Genomic DNA, 19,938 nt, shown 5'->3' with positions numbered 1-19,938 from the left:
AAGAATTCTGCCCGATTTCGGGCAGGAAGGCGATGCCGGGTGGAGCGAAGGTGAACGCGTGTGCGCGCGGCCGTCCTACATGCGCCTCAGGACGGCCTGTTTGGCCTGGGTGAACTCCTCGTCCGTCAGCACCCCGGCACGACGCAGTTCACCCAGCTCACGCAGCCGGCGCAGCAGCGCGTCGTGGTCGTCCTCGCGGGCGGGGGAGCCGGCCGCGCCCACAGGCTCCGGGCCCGCCGGACGCGCGCTGCCGACGGCGGCCGGCGCGGTGTCCTTCGCCGTGTCGCGCACCGGGTCGAGCGCGGTGTCGCGGGCGGCCGGGTGGGGGAGGCGGGCCTGGACGGCGGCGGCGACCAGCGCCATCAGGGGGTCCTTCTTGAAGCCCCACAGCTCCACCGCGTTGGGGTCGTACTTCGCCGGGGCCTTGGTGGGCGCGTGGCGCACGAGGAAACGCAGGTGGCCGTTCTCCAGCCCGCCCGCCGGCAGCCACTCCACCGCGGTGATTTCGCTCAGTGCCAGGGCGCGGGCCCCGGCGGCGGACTTGGAGTCCTCCGTCTTCCAGTTCCACTCCAGTTGTACCCGTTCCCCGTCGAAGCTCGCCGAGCCGTCCCCGGCGGCGACCGACAGCGGCACGGACGGGCCGGGCAGCAGATAGCCGGAGACCGGATCGGAGGGCACCTGGTCCAGCAGCAGGGCGTTGCGGACCTCCTCCGTGAAGTACTCGGCGACGCCGTACCGGTCGGACTCCACGATCAGCTGGTACGGGTCGTGCGGTTCGGTGAGCCGGCCGCCGGCCGCCTGGAGCAGGGGGTCGGCGCCCTCGCGCAGCCGGAGCCTGAGCCGCCCCGCCTTGCGGCCCTGCTCGAACGAGATGCCCGCCAACGCCGTCAGAGGAACCGTCAGCTCGCCCAGGGTCCGGCGGAGCAGCCCGACGCTCTTGTCCCGGCCGGGTGTCAGCCGCAGGGTGTCCCCGTCGAAGACCCAGGTGCCGTCCTTCTGGATGATTTCCGCCATGGGGCGATTGTTCCACCGGTCCGCGGGAGCGTGGTCCGGACCTCGGCCGGTCTCCGCGGCTTGCCCGGTCTCCTCACCAAGGACGACGGGCACCCCGCAGGACCGTACCGCGGGGTGCCCGTCCGTTCGTGGGTCGGATCGCGGGTCAGAACCCCGCGAGGGGGTTCTCCAGGGTGCCGACCAGCTGGAGCGCGCCGGACGGGTCCGTGAGGTCGACCATCTGCCGGTTGTCGCGCAGCTGGAGCCGGTTGAGGCAGGACAGCGCGAACTCGGGGGCGAACATGTCGTACCGGGCGAACTTGTCGCCGAGTTCGGGCACCGACGCCTGGTACTCGCGGGTGATCTCCGCGACCGTCCGCCAGAAGTCGTCCTCGGTGAGGACGCCCCCGGCGGCGAGGTCGGCGGCCAGGAAGCGGAAGAAGCAGTCGAAGACGTCCGTGAGGATCGACAGCAGCTTCTGGTCGTCCGGCACCTCCACGCGTACGCGGGAGACCTCCGGCGGGAGCACCGCGTCCGGGTCCATCACCGCGATCTCCTCGGCGATGTCCTTGTAGACCGCGCGGCGCACCACCCCGTCCTCGAGGACGAGGATCACGTTCTCGCCGTGCGGCATGTACACCAGGTCGTAGGCGTAGAAACTGTGCAGCAGCGGCGTGTAGTAGGCGCGCAGGTAGTGCCGCAGCCACTGGACCGGCGTCAGGCCGGACCGCTCGATCAGCGCGCCCGCGAAGGACGTCCCCTCGTGGTCCACATGGAGCAGCGAGGCCATCGTGACGAGGGACTCGCCCTCCCGCAGCGACGCCACCGGGCTCTCCCGCCACAGCGCGGCCAGCATCTTGCGGTACGGCGAGTGGCGGTCGGTGGCCTTCTCGTACTCCAGGTGGCGGTAGCCGACCGCGGCCCGCTCCCGGATGATCGTCAGCCCGGTCGACCGCAGCACCGGGTCGCTGTCGATCAGCTGGGCCAGCCAGTCGTTGATCGCCGGGGTGGCCTCCATGTACGCGGCCGAAAGACCGCGCATGAAGCCCATGTTGAGGACGGACAGGGCCGTCTTCACATAGTGCTTGTGCGGGTTCGACCGGTTGAAGAAGGTACGGATGGACTGCTGGGCCAGGTACTCGTCGTCGCCCTCGCCCAGGCACACCAGGTGGCGGCGGGCGACCTCGGCGGCGAAGGTGACGGCGAGCTTGTTCCACCACTGCCAGGGATGGACGGGGATGAACAGGTAGTCGGCCGGGTCGAGTCCCTGTTCCGTGAGCGTCCGGTGGAAGCGTCCGACGGTGTCCTCGCCCAGCTCCTGGCGCAGGAACGACTCGTACTCGATGCCGACACCGGCGGTGAACGCCGCCCGTGAGCGGTGCGCGGCCAGCCACACCAGCCGTACCGGGCTCGCCGTCTCCGGCGCGTAGGCCCGGTACTCGTGGACGCCGAAGCCGAGGCGCCCGTTGTTGGCGACGAAGCAGGGGTGGCCCTCGGTCATGCCGGTCTCGACGGCCTGGAAACCGGCGTCCACCAGCTCGGCCGAGGTGACGGCGGGCTTGGCCAGCTTGTAGCAGGTGCCGGAGAGGGTGGAGGAGATCTCCTCCAGGTACACCGGCAGGACCTCGTCGCTCAGCCCCAGCGACTTCTGCAGCTCGATGAAGAAGTCCAGGGCGGCGAGCGGGAGTTCACCGCCGCCGCGGTGGCGGGTGATGGATTCGGCGGCGACCTGCCAGTGGTCCAGGGCACGGCGGACGGCGGTGAAGCGGTACTCGGTCAGCCCGTCGTCACTGCGGACGACGTACCCGTCCGCCTGCCGCGGGGCGGGCTCCGGCGTGATCAGCCGCTCGTGGGCGAACTCGGCGAGCGCCTTGCGGATCAGCAGACGGTCGGCCCTCTCCCAGCGCTCGGGGGTCAGATGGCCCACGGCGCCGGCGGGGCTCACGTCTGCGCGGTTCGCGTCTGCGGGGCTCACACGCTCACCCCCGTGGCCGCGGTGAACTGTTCACGGGTGCAGAAGCTCAGCAACGCCTTCTTCTCCGGCTTGTCGATCTCGCGTACGGGGACGAAGCCCACGGCCTCGTTCAGGGCCTGGACCGCCGTGTTGGACACGTCCGGTTCGACGACGACCCGCAGGGCCGCCGGGTCGTCGAAGATGTGCGCGAGGACGGCGGTGATCACGGCCCGGGTGAAGCCGTGCAGCGGGGTGCCGGCCGGCGCGACCAGGAAGTGCATGCCGACGTCGCCGGGCGCCGGCTCGTACAGTCCGGTCAGCTCGCGGTGGACGGGGTCGTACGTCTCCATCAGGAAGGCGGGGACGCCGTCGTGCAGGCCCAGCAGGGCGTGGTGGTGCTCGTCGGCCGCGATCCGCAGGTACTCGCGCTCGACGTCCTCCGGTGTCGCGTCCCGCATCATCCAGAAGGCCGCCTTGGGGTGGGTGACCCAGGAGTGCAGCAGCGCGGCGTCCTTCGGCGGGTCGAGCGGGCGGACCCCGAAGGTGCCCAGCGCGGTCCGCAGGCCGCTGCCGGTGAAGGCGTCGGCACCGGTGCCGGTGGTGCTCATACGGTGAACTCCTGGAAGGCGATGGACTTCTCGACGGGGTAGTACTCGGTGCCGAGCAGCTCGCGGATGATGCAGCTGTTGCGGTACGGGCCCATGCCCAGGTCGGGGCTGGTGACGCTGTGCGTGTGGACGCCCGCGTTCTGCAGGAACACGCCCCGGCCGGTCACGTCGACGGAGTAGTTGCGGGCCACGTCGAACCGGCCGTGCCCGTCGAAACGGAGGCGGTCCTCGACCGGGCCGAGGAAGGCCGGCCGCTCGTAGTGGTAGCCGGTGGCCAGCACCAGGCCCTCGGTGCGGATCTCGTAGTCCTTGCCCTGCTCGTCCTGGTGGAAGCCGAGCGTGTACGCGCCGTCCTCGTGACGCGCCCCGGTCAGCGTGGAGTTGCTGAGCAGCCGGGTGGGGACGGGACGGTCGCCGCCGCTGACGTTCTTCTGGTACAGCAGGTCGAAGATCGCGTCGATGAGATCCGAGTTGATGCCCTTGAACAGGCTCTTCTGCTCCTGCTCCAGCCGGTAGCGGGTCTCCTCGGGCAGCGCCCGGAAGTAGTCGATGTAGTCCGGGGAGGTCATCTCCAGGGTCAGCTTGGTGTACTCCAGCGGGAAGAACCGCGGGGAGCGCGTGACCCAGTCGAGCCGGTAGCCGTGGGCGTCGATCTCGGAGAGCAGTTCGTAGTAGATCTCGGCGGCGCTCTGCCCGCTGCCGACGATCGTGACCGACTTCTTCTCCTGCAGCTCCGCCTTGCGGTGCATGTACTGGGAGGTGTGGAACAGGCCGCCGTCCAGGCCCCGGCACACCTCGGGCACGAACGGCACGGTCCCGGTGCCGAGCACCAGCCGCCGGGCGCGGTAGGTGACGCCCGCCTCGGTCCGTACGGCGTACAGCTCCGCCGCCTCGTCGTACGTCACCTCGGTGACGGTGGTGTTGAACCGGATGCTGCTCAGCCGCGCGGCGGCCCAGCGGCAGTAGTCGTCGTACTCGACGCGCAGCGGGTAGAAGTTCTCGCGGATGTAGAACGGGTACAGCCGGCCCTTCTCCTTCAGGTAGTTGAGGAAGGAGTACGGGGACGTCGGGTCGGCGAGGGTGACCAGGTCCGACATGAACGGCGTCTGGAGATGGGCGCCGTCGAGGAACATCCCGGCGTGCCACTCGAAGTCCGGCTTGGACTCCAGGAAGACGCCGTTGAGTTCGCCGATGGGTTCGGTGAGGCAGGCGAGGCCGAGGTTGAAGGGGCCGAGACCGATACCGACGAAGTCGTAGGTGGTGTCCGGGGCTTCAGGATGCGCGCTCAAGGGACTCTCCCAGGTACTGCTCGGCGTGGCCGGCGATCAGGTCGAGGACGGCGGTGATGTCGGCCGTCGTGGTTTCGGGGTTCAGCAGGGTGAACTTCAGGTAGTGGCGCCCCGCGACCTTGGTGCCCGCGACGACCGCGTCACCGGAGGCGAACAGGGCCTTGCGTGCGTAGAGGTTGGCGCGGTCGATGCCCGCGGGGTCGGTGACCGCGGCCGGGACGTACCGGAAGACGAGCGTGGACAGCGACGGCTCGACGACCACGTCGAAGCGCGGGTCGGCGGCGAGCAGCCGCCAGCCGTCCCGGGCCAGGTCGCAGACCTCGTCGAAGAGCCCGCCGATGCCGTCGGCGCCCATCACGCGAAGGGTCATCCACAGCTTCAGCGCGTCGAAGCGGCGGGTGGTCTGCAGGGACTTGTCCACCTGGTTGGGGATGCGCTCGGTCACCATGCGGCGCGGGTTGAGGTACTCCGCGTGGTAGGTGGCGTGCCGCAGCGTGACCGCGTCCCGGACCAGTACGGCGGACGAACTCACCGGCTGGAAGAAGGACTTGTGGTAGTCGACGGTGACCGAGTCCGCGTGCTCGATGCCGCTGATGCGGTCCCGGTGCTTCAGCGAGGCGAGCAGTCCGCAGCCGTAGGCGGCGTCCACGTGCATCCAGACGCCGTACTGCGCGCACAGTTCGGCGATCTCGGGCAGCGGGTCGATGGAGCCGAAGTCGGTGCTGCCGGCGGTGGCGACGACGGCCATGGGGACCTGGCCGTCCTCGGCGCAGCGCGCCAGTTCGCGGGCGAGGGCCACGGTCTGCATCCGCTGGTCGTGGTCGACGGGGATCGACACCACGGCGTCCGGGCCGAGGCCGAGCAGTTTCGCCGACTTCTGCACGCTGAAGTGGCTGACCTCGGAGGTGAGGACGCGCAGTTTCGCGAGGTCGCGGGTCTTGGCCTCCTCGCGGGCCAGCAGCAGCGCCTGGAGGTTGGACTGGGTGCCGCCGGAGGTGAACACCCCGTCGGCGGCGGCGCCGAGACCGATCCGGGCGGCGGTCCAGTCGATCAGTTTGCGCTCGATGAGGGTGCCGCCGGCCGACTGGTCCCAGGTGTCCAGGGAGGAGTTGACGGCGGAGAGCACGGCCTCGCCGAGCACGGCCGGGATGACGACCGGGCAGTTGAGGTGGGCGAGGTAGCGGGGGTGGTGGAAGTAGACCGCGTCCCGGAGGTAGACGTCCTCCAGTTCGTCCAGCGCCGCGGTGGTGTCGTGCAGCGGCCGGTCGAGATCGATCCGCTCGATGACGGGGGCGAGGGCGTCGGCCGTGACGCCGGTGAACGGACGTTGTGCGGTGGCGAGTTTGGCTGCCACCCGCTCGACTCCTTCGGTCACGGAGCGGCGATAGTGCTCCGCGGTGGTGTCGTTGAGCAGGTGCGAGCGCATGTGGGGGCCTCCGGTGGGGGACGGTCCGGTGCGGGGAGGTGGCGGGCGCGCCGCGGTGCGGCCCGCTTTTTACTTAGGGGAGCCTAACCTAAGCCAGCGAGTTTCATTCCCGTTGCCACCGTGACCGTCCTCACTCCGTCATGAGGTGTGAGACGGGCTCAAGTGAATTCGCAGACAACGCCGTTCGTGCTTTTCGGCATCTGCTGCTCCGCCGGGCCGCGTCGCCGGTGTCCCATGAAGGTGACGCGGCGGCGGTCGGGACCACCCTCTCCGGCGAAGTGCCGCCGCAGCCGCTTCACACGGCCGGGCTCACCCGGGAGTCACGCGTACGGCCGCTCGGCCGGCGGGAGGTGGGAGGCGGCCGGCGGGAGGCGAGAGGCTGCCGGTGGGAGGCGGCCGGCGGGAGGCGGGAATGGCTGCGGCGGGAGCGGCGTCAGGGAACGGTCGGGCCCGTCGGACCCGAACGCGTGCAGGCCGGCCCCGGCGGAGGAGGTCCGAGCCGGAAGCGGACCGAGCCGCCCCGTTCCGGCGACCTGGGGGAGGGGGCGGAACGGGGCGGCTGCGGCAGTGGTCACGGACAACTCCGGTGACGGAGAGGGTGGGGACGGTCAGCTGACCTTCTTGGCCTTCTCGATGGCCTCGGCGAGGGCCTCGATCTGCGGGACGCACTTGTCGTACGACAGGATCGGCTCGGCGGAACGCCCGATGACCTGACCGGCCTTGACCGCGGGCAGCTTCTTCCAGGTCGCCTCGGTGATGTCGGCGGGCTGGATGGCCGAGCTGCGGTCGTCCATGATGATGACGTCGGCCTTGTGCTTGTCGACGTTCTCCCAGCTCAGGCTCTCGAACCAGCCGCCGGTGGGCTCCTTGGCCTTCTCGGTCGGCTCGACGAAGTTCACCCCGAGGGCCTTGTAGTACTCCAGGTCGACCGAGAGGTCGGTGCCGGAGACGTAGAACAGCTCCGGGCTCGCGGAACCGGCCATCACCTTGATGTCGGGATGGGCCTTCGCGGCCTTGCGCAGCCGCTCGGAAGCCTCTTCGAAGCGCTTCTTCGCATCGGTGACCTTGGCGGCCTTCATGTCGCCGCCCAGCGACTCGGCCAGCTCCCACATGCGCTCCAGCGACGCGGTCAGCTGACGGTCGTAGACGGAGACGGCGACGCTCGGCGCGAGCTTGGCGATCTTGTCCTTGGACGTCTCGGGGACGTACCAGAGGGTGCCCGCGTCGTCGAACGTGGTGGAGACGAGGACCTCGGGGGAGAGCGTCGCGTACTTCTCGACGTTGAACTGGTCCCAGGTGTTGCCGAGAATGGTCACCTTGCTGATGTCCATGTCGCCGGCCTGGACGTCGGCCTTGCCGTCCTTGGTCTTCGTCGGACCGAAGACGCCCTTGACCTGGACGCCGTAGTCGTGGAGCGCGGCGGCGGCACCGGTGAACGCGACGATGTTCACGGGGACCTTGTCCAGCTTCACCGTCGTGCCGCGGTCGTCCTTGAAGGACCAGGGACCGGACTCCTCGGCGGCCGCAGACGAGTCCGAGCCGCCGCTTTTCGCGTCGCCGTCCCCGCAGGCCGCGAGCACGGCACCGAGTCCGAGGGCGCCACCGGCGGCGAGGATGCCGCGACGGGAGAAGCGGGCGGTTCTGGCGTTCGACATGGCTGGGTCTGCTTTCATGCGTACGGAGCCGTGGGGTGCGGGCTTGCGGCGCCTCGGATCAGAGGCAGACTTAGGTTAGCCTAACCTCATGGAATGTCCAGAGGGGGCCGGATGTTCCTCCCCGCCCGGAACGGTGGCGAAGCCCGTTCCGTACAGTGACCCCCTCATGGGCAAAGGGGGTTGGGCGTGCAGGCGCTCAGACGATGGGGCGCTCCCCTGGCCGTCAACCTGATCCTCGGGGTCGTGGCCGTGGTGCCGCTGTGGCTGTCGATGATGTTCGTGGTGAGTTGTCCCCTGGCGGAGCCGGGCCCCACCTCCAGGGAGCCCACGGACAACGACGGCATGCTCCCCTGGGTGATGATCCTGATCCCGGTGTGGGCCGTCTTCCTCGCTCTGTGGATCCCGCTGAACCAATGGGTCCGCCCGGAGTCCTGCGCCCGGCGGCGCTACTGGACGGCGAGCGCGGGACTCGTCCCGGTGCCGATGGTGCTGATAGCGGTCCTGTCCGCCCTGTTCGACGGGTGAGGCGGCCGGCGGACCGGGCTCGCCGGCCCGCACCGCACGCCTCCCGGGCCGTCAACCCGTCGGCAGCCCCAACTCCCGGGCGATCAGCATCCGCTGGACCTCGCTCGTACCCTCGCCGATCTCCAGGATCTTGGAGTCGCGCCACATGCGGGCCACCGGGTACTCGTTCATGAAGCCGTAGCCGCCGTGGATCTGGGTGGCGTCACGGGCGTTGTCCACGGCGACCGTGGACGAGTACAGCTTGGCCAGGGCCGCCTCCTTCTTGAAGGGCTCGCCGGCCACCAGACGGCTCGCCGCGTCACGCCACGCCAGGCGGGCCGTGTGGGCCTTCATCTCCATGTCCGCGATCGTGAACTGGATCGCCTGGTTGGCACCGATCGGCCGTCCGAACGCGTGCCGCTCCTTGGCGTACTTCACCGACTCGTCCACACAGCCCTGCGCGAGACCCGTGCCCAGGGCCGCGATGGCGATGCGGCCCTCGTCGAGGATGCGCAGGAACTGGGCGTAGCCCCGGCCCTGTTCGCCCAGCAGGTTCGCCGCCGGGACGCGGACGTCGGCGAAGGACAGTTCGCGGGTGTCCGACGCGTTCCAGCCGACCTTCGAGTACGGGGCCGCCACCGTGAAGCCCGGCGTGCCGGACGGGACGATGATCGCCGAGATCAGCGGCCTGCCGTCGGGCTTCCGCCCGGTCACCGCCGTCACCGTGACCAGGCCCGTGATGTCCGTGCCCGAGTTGGTGATGAAGCACTTGGTGCCGTTGATGACCCATTCGTTCGTCGACTCGTCGAGGCGGGCCGTCGTACGGGTCGCGCCCGCGTCACTGCCGCCGTCCGGCTCGGTCAGGCCGAACGCGCCCAGGATCTCGCCCGTACACAGCCGGGGGAGCCACTCGCGCTTCTGCTCCTCCGTGCCGAAGAGGTGCACCGGCATGGCACCGAGGGAGACCCCGGCCTCCAGGGTGATCGCCACCGACGAGTCCACCCGGGCCAGTTCCTCCAGCGCCACACCCAGCGCGAAGTAGTCGCCGCCCATCCCGCCGTACTCCTCCGGGAACGGCAGGCCGAACAGGCCCATGCGGCCCATCTCCCGGACGATCTCGTACGGGAACTCGTGCCGCTCGTAGAAGTCACCGATCTTCGGCGCCACGACGTCGTGCGCGAACTCCTCCACCGTACGGCGGAGTTCTTCCAGCTCGGGGGAGAGCTTGTGGTCCATGTCGTTCACTGCTCCTGGTGGGAGAGGGCTCGGACGGTGCGGGACGGGCTGGGCCGGCCCAGGTGAGCGGCCATCCAGACGCTTGTGGCGACGAGACGGCCGAGGTCGACCCCGGTGTCGATGCCGAGGCCGCGCAGCATCCACACGAGGTCTTCGGTGGCGAGGTTGCCGGTGGCGGACTTCGCGTACGGGCAGCCGCCCAGTCCGCCGGCGGAGGCGTCGACGGTGGTGACGCCCTGCTGGAGCGCGGCCAGGGTGTTGGACAGGGCCTGGCCGTAGGTGTCGTGGAAGTGCACGCCCAGGACGCTCACGGGCACGCCGGCCTCGGCGAGCGCGGTGAGCAGGGCGGTCACGTGGCCCGGGGTCGCCACCCCGATGGTGTCGCCCAGGCTCAGCTCGTCGCAGCCCATGTCGAGCAGGGCCCCGCAGACCCTCACCACCTGGGGGAGAGGGACCGCGCCCTCCCAGGGGTCGCCGAAGCACATCGACAGGTAGCCCCGGACATGGACGTCCTGTGTCTTCGCCCGGCTCACCACCGGCTCGAACATCGCCAGTGCCTCGTCCACCGTGCGGTTGAGGTTGGCCCTGGCGAAGGACTCCGTGGCGCTGGCGAAGACGGCGACCCGGCGGGCGCCGAGCGTCAGCGCGCGGTCCAGGCCCCGTGCGTTGGGCACCAGGACCGGCAGCGACACCGGCAGGCCGGCGACCGCCGGGTACAGCTCCTCGGCGTCCGCCAGCTGGGGCACCCACTCGGGGTGGACGAAGCTCGTCGCCTCGATCGTGGTCAGGCCCGTGCCGGCCAGGCGGCGGATGAACTCCGCCTTCACCTCCGTCGGGACGGTCGCCTTCTCGTTCTGCAGTCCGTCGCGTGCGCCGACCTCGTGGATCCGCACACGTGCGGGCAGTCCCTCGGCCGGTACGGCCATGGGCAGGACCGGTTGCGGGGCGTTCATGCCGTCTCCTCCTCGGCAGGCGTCTCCGCGGGCGTCTCCGAGGGTGTCTCCGCAGGCGTCTCCGTGGGAGCGATGACCGCCAGTACCTGGTCCATCGCGACCGTCGTGCCCGGGGCCACGTCCAGCTCGGTGACCGTGCCGGCGTGCGGGGCGGAGATGACGTGCTCCATCTTCATCGCCTCCACCACCAGCAGGCTCTGGCCCGCGCCCACCTCGTCGCCGACGGCGACCTTCACCACCGTCACCGTGCCGGGCATCGGCGCGGTCAGCGAGTCGGCGCCGGAACGCGCCGCGCGGTTCAGGGACGCGGCCACCGGGTCGTGGTCGCGCACGTGCCAGGCGTCGCCGTCCCGGCCGAGCCGGTCGGCGGCGCGGTGGAAGGTGTGCCGGACACCGTCCAGCGTCACCGACACGCGGTCGTCGGTGACGGTGTGGGAGCCGCGCGGGGTGTACTCCACCGGGTCCGTGACCCGGAGGTGGAACGCGACCGGCCTCGGCGTACCCCCCAGGCGCCAGCCGTCCGGCACCGAGAACGGGTCCGTCCAGCCGTCGCCGCGCGGCCGCAGCGCGTCCAGTCGTACGGCCGCCGCCGCCTCGTACACCTCCTCGGGGACCTCGACGGAGACCAGGCCCTCCGCCTCGCGCTCCACCAGCCCCGTGTCCAGGTCGCCGCTCACCACCGCCGGGTGCGCGAGCAGCCGCCGCAGGAACCCGGCGTTGGTCGGCACGCCCAGCGTGACCGTCTCCGCGAGCGCGGCCCGGAGCTTGCGCAGCGCGGTCGCGCGGTCGGGGCCGTACGCGATCACCTTGGACAGCATCGGGTCGTAGAGGCTGCCGACCTCCGTGCCCTCGCTGAGCCCGGAGTCGGTACGGATCCCGTCGCCCTGGGGTTCGCGCAGCTTCAGCACCGTGCCGCCGGAGGGCAGGAAGCCGCGGGAGGGGTCTTCGGCGCAGACACGGGCCTCGACGGCGTGACCGGTGAGCCGGACGTCCTCCTGCGCGAAGCCGAGCCGCTCGCCCGCCGCCACCCGCAACTGCCACTCCACCAGGTCCAGCCCCGTGACGAGTTCGGTGACCGGGTGCTCCACCTGGAGGCGGGTGTTCATCTCCATGAAGCAGTACGCGGCGGGATCGTTGCCCGGCACGATGAACTCCACCGTGCCCGCGCCCCGGTAGCCGCAGGAGCGGGCCGCCTGGACCGCCGCCTCGCCCATCGCGGCCCGGGTCTCCTCGTCGAGGAGCACACTGGGCGCCTCCTCGATGATCTTCTGGTGACGCCGCTGGAGGGAGCACTCGCGCTCACCGAGGTGGACGACATCGCCGTGGCCGTCGGCCAGCACCTGGATCTCGATGTGCCGGGGGCGGTCGATCCACCGCTCGACGAGCAGCGTGTCGTCACCGAAGGAGGCGCGGGCCTCGCGCCGGGCGGCGGCGATCTCCTCGGCCAGCCGGTCCGCGTCCCGCACCAGGCGCATGCCCTTGCCGCCGCCGCCCGCGGACGGCTTCAGCAGCACCGGCATGCCGATCTCACGAGCGGCGGCGGCGAGCTGGTCGTCCGTCAGCCCGCTGCCGCTGGAGCCGGGCACGACCGGGACCCCGGCCGCCTTCACCGTCTCCTTCGCGCGGATCTTGTCGCCCATCAGCGCGATCGCGTCCGCCGGGGGCCCGATGAACACCAGTCCCGCCTCGGCGCACGCCCGCGCGAACCCGGCGTTCTCGGCGAGGAAGCCGTAGCCGGGGTGGACCGCCTGCGCGCCGGTGCGGGCGGCGGCCTCCAGCAGCCGCTCCACCGACAGATAGCTCTCCGCGGCCGGTGCCGGTCCGATCCGCACCGCCGTGTCGGCCTCGCGGACGTGCCGGGCGTCGGCGTCCGCGTCGGAGAAGACGGCCACCGAGCGCACACCCATCGACCGCAGGGTGCGGATGACCCGGACGGCGATCTCGCCCCGGTTCGCCACCAGCACCGTCTCGAACATCTGAGCCGACATGGTCTGATTCGCCATCCTCTGAGGTCCCCTCACATCCGGAAGACGCCGAACTGAGGGTCACTCAGTGGCGCGTTGGCGCACGCGGTCAGGGCCAGGCCCAGGACCTGCCGGGTCTCCAGCGGGTCGATCACCCCGTCGTCCCACAGGCGGGCCGTCGCGTAGTAGGCATTGCCCTGCCGCTCGTACTGCGCGCGGATCGGCGCCTTGAACGCCTCCTCGTCCTCGGCCGGCCAGCTCTCCCCGCGCGCCTCCGACCGGTCGCGTTTGACCGTCGCCAGCACCGAGGCGGCCTGTTCACCGCCCATGACCGAGATCTTGGCGCCCGGCCACATCCACAGGAAACGGGGCGAGTACGCCCTGCCGCACATCGAGTAGTTGCCCGCGCCGTACGAACCGCCGACCACCACCGTCAGCTTCGGCACCCGCGTGCACGCCACCGCCGTCACCATCTTGGCGCCGTGCTTGGCGATGCCGCCGGCCTCGTAGTCCTTGCCGACCATGAAGCCGGAGATGTTCTGCAGGAACACCAGCGGGATGCCGCGCTGGTCGCACAGCTCGATGAAGTGGGCGCCCTTCTGGGCCGACTCGGAGAACAGGATGCCGTTGTTGGCGACGATCCCCACCGGATGGCCGTGGATCCGGGCGAAACCGGTGACCAGGGTCTGCCCGAACTCCGCCTTGAACTCGGCGAACCGCGACCCGTCCACCACGCGCGCGACGACCTCCCGCACGTCGTACGGCGTACGGGAGTCGACCGGGACCGCGCCGTACAGCGACAGCGGGTCGACCTTGGGCTCCACGGCCTGCTCGACCCCCCAGGGGAGCGGACCGCGCGCCGGGAGGGTCGCGACGATGTTCCGCACGATCCTGAGCGCGTGCGCGTCGTCCTCGGCGAGATGGTCGGTGACGCCGGAGACCCGCGCGTGCACCTCGCCGCCGCCCAGCTCCTCCGCCGTGACCACCTCGCCGGTGGCCGCCTTCACCAGGGGCGGGCCGCCGAGGAAGATCGTGCCCTGGCCGCGCACGATCACCGCCTCGTCGCTCATCGCCGGGACGTACGCCCCGCCCGCCGTGCACGAACCCAGCACCGCCGCGATCTGCGGGATGCCGGCGCCGGACATCCGGGCCTGGTTGTAGAAGATCCGCCCGAAGTGGTCCCGGTCCGGGAACACCTCGTCCTGCATCGGCAGGAACGCCCCACCGGAGTCCACCAGGTAGACACAGGGCAGCCGGTTGTCCAGGGCCACCTCCTGCGCGCGCAGGTGCTTCTTCACCGTCATCGGGTAGTAGGTGCCGCCCTTGACGGTCGCGTCATTGGCGACCACCACGCACTCGCGTCCGGCGACCCGCCCGATCCCGGCGATCACCCCGGCCGCCGGGGCCTGCCCCTCGTACATCCCGTCGGCCGCCAGCGGGGCCAGTTCCAGGAAGGGCGAACCGGGGTCGAGGAGGGTGTCCACGCGCTCGCGCGGCAGCAGTTTGCCCCGCGCGGTGTGCCGGGCCCGCGCCCGCTCGCCCCCGCCGAGCGCGGCCGCCGCCAGTTTGACGCGCAGCTCCTCGACGAGCGCGCGGTGCGCCTCCTCGTTGGCCCGAAAGGACTCCGACGCGGGATCGGCCGCGCTGTGAAGCTCCGGTGCCTCGTGCATCCTGCGGTCCCCTCACTGGTTAATGAGCGTTAACGCGTTCCCTTCAGGTTAACGACCGCTAACCCCGCTGTCTAGAATCGATTCCATGGCCACCAGAACCGACGCCCCGACCCGCCGCGAGCAGATCCTCAGGGAGGCCGCGCGGCTGTTCGCCGAGCGCGGTTTCCACGGAGTCGGGGTCGACGAGATAGGCGCCGCGGTCGGCATCAGCGGCCCCGGCCTGTACCGGCACTTCCCGGGCAAGGACGCGATGCTCGCGGAACTGCTGGTGGGGATCAGCGGCCAGCTGCTCACCGGCGCGAAACAGCGCCTGAAGGAGGTCGACGGGGCGGCTCCAGAGGTGGTCCTGGACTCGCTGATCGAGGGCCACATCGACTTCGCGCTCGACGACCGGCCCCTCATCACCCTGCACGACCGTGAGCTGGACCGCCTCCGGGACAGCGACCGCAAACTGGTGCGGCAGCTGCAGCGGCAGTACGTCGAACTGTGGGTCGGGGTGGTGCGCGCGCTGTACCCGGACCTGGCCGAACCCGCCGCACGCTCGGCCGTGCACTCCGTGTTCGGGCTGCTCAACTCCACCCCGCACCTCACCCGGTCCGGCTCCCTGCCCGGCCGCGCCACGACGGCGGCACTCCTGCATCGGATGGCCCGCGGCGCCTTCGCCGCGGCGGGCCCGGCCTGACCCCGGGCCCGGCCCGACGGGGCCCGGCCCGACGGGGTTCGGCTCGGTCTGGGGTCCGGTCCGGTTTGGGGCCCGGCCCGGTCTGGGGTCAGGTTGGATCGGGGGTTCGGTCCGGTCTGAGGTCGGGCCGGATCGGGGCCCGACCCGGTCCAGCCTCGGATTCGCCATCCCGGGCCCGCCCCGGCCTGAGGATCGCCCCGGCCCCGGATCCGCCGTCCCGGGTCTTCCCGGTCTGGGGTCTTCCCGGCCTGGAGCCCGGTCGGACCGGGGGATCGGCCCGACCCGGTCCAGCCCCGGATTCGCCCTCCCGGGTCTTCCCGGTCTGGGGTCCTCCCGGTCTGGAGCCCGGTCGGACCGGAGGCCCGCCCCGGCCGGGGGATCGTCACGGCCCCGGACTCGCCGTCCCGGGCCTGCCCCGGCCCGGGGCCCGGCCCCGGCCCCGGACTCGCCGTCCCGGGGCCTCCCCGGCGTCGGCGTGCGGGGCGCCCGGCCCCGGCGTACGTGACGAGCGTTACGGGGGGCGTGGTCTGGACGGCTCTGGCTACTCGCCGGTACGGTTGAGTCTCTGAGCAAGCGCTTAGGCGTGTGGGGTGGCCGGATCACAGGGCACTCCACGCCGGGCGACCAGGAACGCGAGAGCGGCGCCGGACCAGGCGCGAGGGAGGGTGGCGGCGTGCGCCGTACGGTGTTCAACGAGGACCACGAGGCTTTCCGGGAGACCATCCGCGACTTCATCGAGGCCGAGGTCGTCCCGGTCTACGACGAGTGGTTCGCGGCGGGCCAGGCGCCCCGCGACTTCTACTACAAGCTCGGTGAGCTGGGCATCTTCGGGATCAGCGTGCCCGAGGAGTTCGGCGGCGCGGGCATGGACACCCACAAGTTCGAGGCGGTCCTCTACGAGGAGACCGCTCGCGCCGGCGTGCAGTTCGGCGGTTCCGGCGTGCACGTGCTGCTGGCCCTGCCGTACCTCAAGATGCTCGCCACCGACGAGCAGAAGAAGCGCTACCTGCCCAAGTTCGCCACCGGCGAGGAGATGTGGGCCATCGCGATGACCGAGCCGGGCACCGGCTCCGACCTCGCGGGCATGAAGACCACCGCCAAGCTCAGCGAGGACGGCACCCACTACGTCCTCAACGGCGCCAAGACCTTCATCACCGGCGGCGTCCACGCCGACAAGGTGATCGTCTGCGCCCGCACCGACGCCCCGACCGCGGAGGACCGCCGCCACGGCATCTCCCTGTTCGCCGTCGACACCAAGTCCGAGGGCTACTCCGTCGGCCGCAAGCTCGACAAGCTGGGCCTGAAGACCTCCGACACCGCCGAGCTGGCGTTCGTCGACGTCAAGGTTCCCGTCGAGGACCTCCTCGGCGAGGAGAACAAGGGCTTCTCCTACCTCGGCCACAACCTGGCCTCCGAGCGCTGGGGCATCGCCTTCGGCGCCTACGCGCAGGCCAAGGCCGCCGTCCGGTTCGCCAAGCAGTACGTGCAGGAGCGCACCGTCTTCGGCAAGCCGGTCGCCCACTTCCAGAACACCAAGTTCGAGCTGGCCGCCTGCCAGGCCGAGGTGGACGCCGCCGAGGCCGTCGCCGACCGCGCCACCGAGGCCCTGGACGCGGGCGAACTCACCCCCGCCGAGGCCGCCTCCGCCAAGCTGTTCTGCACCGAGGTCGCGCACCGCGTCATCGACCGCTGCCTCCAGCTGCACGGCGGCTACGGCTACATGAACGAGTACCCGATCGCCCGCCTGTACGCGGACAACCGCGTCAACCGCATCTACGGCGGCACCAGCGAGATCATGAAGTCGATCATCGCCAAGGACATGGGCCTGTAAGACGTCCGACATCCCTGGCCTCTACGAGCACCGGTACAACTGACCCCATGAGCCAGGCACTACAGGATCTCCTCGATCTGCTCGACCTCGAGCAGATCGAGGAGAACATCTTCCGCGGCCAGTCCCGCCTCGCCGTCGTCCCCCGGGTCTTCGGCGGGCAGGTCGCCGCGCAGGCGCTGGTCGCCGCCGGGCGCACCGTCCCCGCGGACCGGCCCGCCCACTCCCTGCACGCGTACTTCCTGCGTCCCGGCGACGCCGGCGCGCCCATCGTCTACACCGTCGACCGGATCCGTGACGGCCGCTCCTTCACCACCCGCCGGGTCGTCGCGGTCCAGCACGGCAAGCCGATCTTCCACCTCTCGGCGTCCTTCCAGACGTACGAGGAGGGCCTGGAGCACCAGGAGCCGATGCCGTCCGCGCCCGACCCGGACGCGCTCCCCACCTCCCAGGCACGGCTGCGCGACTACCGGCACCTCGACCCCGACGTCGTCGAGCGCTTCCTGGAGGCCCGCGGGGCCGTGGACCTGCGCTACGTCGACGAGCCGCCCTACGGCCGCTTCGGCGAGCCCCGCGCACCCCACTCCCAGGTGTGGTTCCGCACCAACGGCAAACTCGCTGACGACCCGCTGCTGCACGTCGTCCTCGCCACCTACGTCTCCGACATGACGCTGCTGGACTCGGTGCTGCTCGCCCACGGCCGCGGCGGCTGGGCGGTGGGGGACGTGGTCGGGGCCTCCCTCGACCACGCGATGTGGTTCCACCGCCCGTTCCGTGCCGACGCATGGCTGCTGTACGACCAGCAGTCCCCGTCCACGCACGGCGGCCGGGGCCTCGGCCAGGGCCGCATCTACACCCAGGACGGCCGCCTCGCGGTCTCGGTCATCCAGGAGGGCCTGGTCCGCGTCCCGCGCGAGGAGCAGCCCCCACGGCCGTCCTGACGGCCGTCCTGACGGCCCTCCTGGCAGCCGCCCCTAACGGGCGCCCTGGTCCAGTCCCGCCTCCGCCAGCAGGTACGCCGTCATCGCGTCGTAGTGGCGGGGGCTGACCACGTGGTCGTCGAGGGGGACCGTCACCTGGACGGTGCCCTCCGCCTCGGCCAGGAACAGTGCCGGGTCGTTGCAGTCCGCGTAGCCGACGGAGTCCACGCCGTGCTGCCCCGCGTAACCCGCCCAGCCATGGTCGGCGACCACCAGGTCGGGCAGCGGGCGGCCCTCGCGCTCCAGGGCGGTGAGAATGGCCTTCATCGGCTCACCGGAGTGGGTGTGCCACAGCGTGGCACCGTGCTCCAGCACCGCCACGTCCGCGAACTGCATCACGTAGCCCTCGTCCGTGGCCAGCCCGTCCGGGATCACCACGATCTCGCAGCCGGCGGCGCGCAGCCCGGCGGCCGTGGCACGGTGCACGTCGAGCAGGCCGCCGGGATGACCGGTGGCCAGCAGCACCCGCTGCTGCCCGTCCGCCGCCTTCCGCAGCCGCCCCGCCATCCGCTCCAGGGCGGCCACGGTCAGCTCGGGATCGATGGTGTCCTGGCCGTACCGGTGCTCGGCGTCGTCGCTGACCCCGACCCGCTCCGCCATCACCGCGAGCACGTCCTGCTCGTCGCTCCAGCGGTCGCCGAGCTCCAGGCCGAGCCAGTAGTGGCGGTCGCCGTTCGCCAGCTTGCGGTAGTGGGAGAGATTGTTCTCGCGCGGGGTGGCGACAGCACCCGCGATGCGCGTGGCGGCGAGGTGGGCGAGGAGTTCGGCGCGGCTGGGCGTCCCGGATATCGGCATGCCCCCATTTTGACATCCTCCCTCTCCTCAAAGGAGGGGGATTCCGACCCGGGTGGGTCGAGGTTCACGGGCGCTCGAGCGGCCGGTGGCCGCTGTCACCCCTCCGGCACCGGCTGCACGCCGGGGGCGGGGAATCCCGCCCTGTCCTGCCGCGACGTTGACCGCTGCGTTCTCATCCGCGTGGCAACTGAACCCGCAGGACACACAGACGAACTCGGCTTGGCTCTTGCGCGAGTCCTTCGCGATCCATCCGCAGGCACTGCACCGCAGCGAGGTGTAGGGGGCGGGAACATCCTCCACCCGGCCCGGGGCCTTCTCCCCGGTCCGGCGGCGCAGCAGGCCCCAGCCCTGGGCGAGGATCGCCCGGTTCAGCCCGGCCTTCTGCCGCACCCGTGTACTGGGCTGTGCGACGGTTCCCTTCGCCGAGCGGGTCATGGTCGTGATGTTCAGCTTCTCGAACCGGATCAGGCGGTAGGTGCGGGCGAGCATGGTGGAGGTCTTCTCGCACCAGTCCTTGCGCCGGTCCGCCTCGCGGGCCTTGATCCTGGCGACCTTGGCGTGCTCGGCTCTCTTGCGGTCACTGCCCTTGGGGGCGCGGGCCGCGCGCCGCTGGTGCTTGCGGATCCGCGCGCTCGCGGGCGGTGAGCTGTGGGCAGTTCAGTTTCCGCCCGTCGGACAGGGCAGCGGTGATCTTCACACCCCGGTCGATGCCGATGACCTCCCCCGTACCGGGCCCGTCGGCCGGTTCGGGAACGACGGCGAAGGCGATGTGCCACCGGTTGTTGCGGAAGGTGACTCGGAACGTCTTCGCCCTCGGCAGCTCGGCGCGGGTGAGACGGAAGCGCACCCAGCCGCAGCCGGGTACCTTCGCCCGCGCCCACCGGCGGTTGAGTTTCCGTACCACCACGGAGCGGCCCATGACCTGCCTGCCCCTGGCGTTCAGCTTCGGGGCGCCGTCCGGATTGGACTCCGGGACGCGGTCGGTGCCGATCACCCGGAAACCCTCATGCCGGTGTTTCCTGCGCCAGGTCGGCTCGCCGAAGCCGGAGGTGAACCGGGCGTTCTTGGCCTTGGCGAAGTCCTTCAGGGCCTGCTGCTGCACGTCCGCGTTTCCCGCAGCGATCCACGCGTTCTCCCGCCGGGCCTCGGTGAGCTGACGGCACTGCTCGGCGAACCCGGGCGCGGGCTTCCGCCCGAGCTCCCAGTGCGCGTGCTGCTCGACGGCCAGATTCCACACGTACCGGGCGTGCGCACAGTGCAACAGCATCCGTTCCGCCTGCTCGCTCGTCGGGTACATCCGGAAACGTGACATGCCGTCAAACGTAGCCCCGCCACTCGTTCCCCTCTTCGAATCCGGTCAGACTCACCCGAACGAGCGACCGACCCCACCACTCACAGCCG

Annotated in this window: 17 protein-coding genes; 4 read left to right on the top strand and 13 right to left on the bottom strand. The window is 71.1% G+C overall.

Features of this window, described 5'->3' with window-relative positions:
* Positions 1 to 75 precede the first annotated feature (75 nt).
* From V4Y04_RS13125 to V4Y04_RS13100, 6 genes are all read right to left on the bottom strand, one after another.
* Positions 76 to 1,014 carry a DUF4429 domain-containing protein gene (locus tag V4Y04_RS13125; RefSeq protein WP_332427889.1) on the bottom strand — a complete coding sequence of 313 codons (939 nt, stop codon included), beginning with the start codon at positions 1,012 to 1,014 and terminating at the stop codon, positions 76 to 78.
* A gap of 145 nt (positions 1,015 to 1,159) precedes the next feature.
* Positions 1,160 to 2,938, bottom strand: a complete 1,779-nt coding sequence (locus tag V4Y04_RS13120; RefSeq protein ID WP_332432819.1) for an IucA/IucC family protein — start codon at positions 2,936 to 2,938, stop codon at positions 1,160 to 1,162.
* 26 nt (positions 2,939 to 2,964) lie between these two features.
* A complete protein-coding gene (locus V4Y04_RS13115; RefSeq protein ID WP_332427888.1) occupies positions 2,965 to 3,555 on the bottom strand; it encodes a GNAT family N-acetyltransferase in 591 nt (196 codons plus the stop codon).
* A complete protein-coding gene (locus tag V4Y04_RS13110) occupies positions 3,552 to 4,844 on the bottom strand; it encodes a lysine N(6)-hydroxylase/L-ornithine N(5)-oxygenase family protein (RefSeq protein ID WP_332427887.1) in 1,293 nt (430 codons plus the stop codon). Before V4Y04_RS13110 ends, V4Y04_RS13115 begins: the two co-directional genes overlap by 4 nt.
* Complete coding sequence (gene desA, locus V4Y04_RS13105) at positions 4,828 to 6,270, bottom strand: lysine decarboxylase DesA (protein WP_332427886.1); 1,443 nt, start codon at positions 6,268 to 6,270, stop codon at positions 4,828 to 4,830. Before desA ends, V4Y04_RS13110 begins: the two co-directional genes overlap by 17 nt.
* Positions 6,271 to 6,878: 608 nt before the next feature.
* Complete coding sequence (locus V4Y04_RS13100) at positions 6,879 to 7,925, bottom strand: ABC transporter substrate-binding protein (RefSeq protein WP_332427885.1); 1,047 nt, start codon at positions 7,923 to 7,925, stop codon at positions 6,879 to 6,881.
* A gap of 186 nt (positions 7,926 to 8,111) precedes the next feature.
* Between V4Y04_RS13100 and V4Y04_RS13095 the strand changes: the two genes are divergently transcribed.
* A complete protein-coding gene (locus tag V4Y04_RS13095) occupies positions 8,112 to 8,450 on the top strand; it encodes a hypothetical protein (RefSeq protein WP_332427883.1) in 339 nt (112 codons plus the stop codon).
* Between the two features lie 51 nt (positions 8,451 to 8,501).
* On the opposite strand, the gene V4Y04_RS13090 is transcribed toward V4Y04_RS13095, so the two are convergent.
* The 4 genes from V4Y04_RS13090 to V4Y04_RS13075 are packed head-to-tail and all read right to left on the bottom strand — an operon-like array spanning position 8,502 to position 14,252.
* A complete protein-coding gene (locus tag V4Y04_RS13090) occupies positions 8,502 to 9,665 on the bottom strand; it encodes an acyl-CoA dehydrogenase family protein (RefSeq protein ID WP_332427882.1) in 1,164 nt (387 codons plus the stop codon).
* Between the two features lie 5 nt (positions 9,666 to 9,670).
* Entirely contained in the window at positions 9,671 to 10,618 is a 948-nt protein-coding gene (locus V4Y04_RS13085; RefSeq protein ID WP_332427881.1) for a hydroxymethylglutaryl-CoA lyase, read from the bottom strand.
* Positions 10,615 to 12,594 (bottom strand): acetyl/propionyl/methylcrotonyl-CoA carboxylase subunit alpha, encoded by a 1,980-nt coding sequence (locus V4Y04_RS13080; protein ID WP_332432818.1) that lies wholly within the window; start codon positions 12,592 to 12,594, stop codon positions 10,615 to 10,617. The genes V4Y04_RS13085 and V4Y04_RS13080 overlap by 4 nt, the downstream gene beginning before the upstream one ends.
* A 41-nt stretch (positions 12,595 to 12,635) precedes the next feature.
* Complete coding sequence (locus V4Y04_RS13075; protein ID WP_332427880.1) at positions 12,636 to 14,252, bottom strand: carboxyl transferase domain-containing protein; 1,617 nt, start codon at positions 14,250 to 14,252, stop codon at positions 12,636 to 12,638.
* Between the two features lie 85 nt (positions 14,253 to 14,337).
* On the opposite strand from V4Y04_RS13075, the gene V4Y04_RS13070 reads away from it, so the two are divergent.
* From V4Y04_RS13070 to tesB, 3 genes are all read left to right on the top strand, one after another.
* Complete coding sequence (locus V4Y04_RS13070; protein ID WP_332427879.1) at positions 14,338 to 14,934, top strand: SACE_7040 family transcriptional regulator; 597 nt, start codon at positions 14,338 to 14,340, stop codon at positions 14,932 to 14,934.
* A 673-nt stretch (positions 14,935 to 15,607) separates the two neighbouring features.
* Complete coding sequence (locus V4Y04_RS13065; RefSeq protein WP_332427878.1) at positions 15,608 to 16,765, top strand: acyl-CoA dehydrogenase family protein; 1,158 nt, start codon at positions 15,608 to 15,610, stop codon at positions 16,763 to 16,765.
* Between the two features lie 47 nt (positions 16,766 to 16,812).
* The gene (gene tesB, locus V4Y04_RS13060; protein ID WP_332427876.1) at positions 16,813 to 17,703 is read left to right on the top strand and encodes an acyl-CoA thioesterase II; all 891 of its coding nucleotides are present in this window, start codon (positions 16,813 to 16,815) and stop codon (positions 17,701 to 17,703) included.
* A 33-nt stretch (positions 17,704 to 17,736) separates the two neighbouring features.
* On the opposite strand, the gene V4Y04_RS13055 is transcribed toward tesB, so the two are convergent.
* The 3 genes from V4Y04_RS13055 to V4Y04_RS13045 are packed head-to-tail and all read right to left on the bottom strand — an operon-like array spanning position 17,737 to position 19,849.
* Positions 17,737 to 18,537, bottom strand: coding sequence for a phosphatase (locus V4Y04_RS13055; RefSeq protein ID WP_332427875.1), 801 nt, complete (start codon positions 18,535 to 18,537; stop codon positions 17,737 to 17,739).
* A 27-nt stretch (positions 18,538 to 18,564) separates the two neighbouring features.
* Positions 18,565 to 19,161, bottom strand: coding sequence for an RNA-guided endonuclease InsQ/TnpB family protein (locus V4Y04_RS13050; RefSeq protein WP_332432817.1), 597 nt, complete (start codon positions 19,159 to 19,161; stop codon positions 18,565 to 18,567).
* Positions 19,115 to 19,849, bottom strand: coding sequence for an RNA-guided endonuclease InsQ/TnpB family protein (locus V4Y04_RS13045; protein ID WP_332427873.1), 735 nt, complete (start codon positions 19,847 to 19,849; stop codon positions 19,115 to 19,117). Before V4Y04_RS13045 ends, V4Y04_RS13050 begins: the two co-directional genes overlap by 47 nt.
* Between the last annotated feature and the right edge of the window lie 89 nt (positions 19,850 to 19,938).

It is taken from the genome of Streptomyces sp. P9-A2 (assembly GCF_036634175.1).
Lineage (GTDB): Bacteria > Actinomycetota > Actinomycetes > Streptomycetales > Streptomycetaceae > Streptomyces > Streptomyces pratens.
This window is presented reverse-complemented; position numbering and strand designations above follow the sequence as displayed.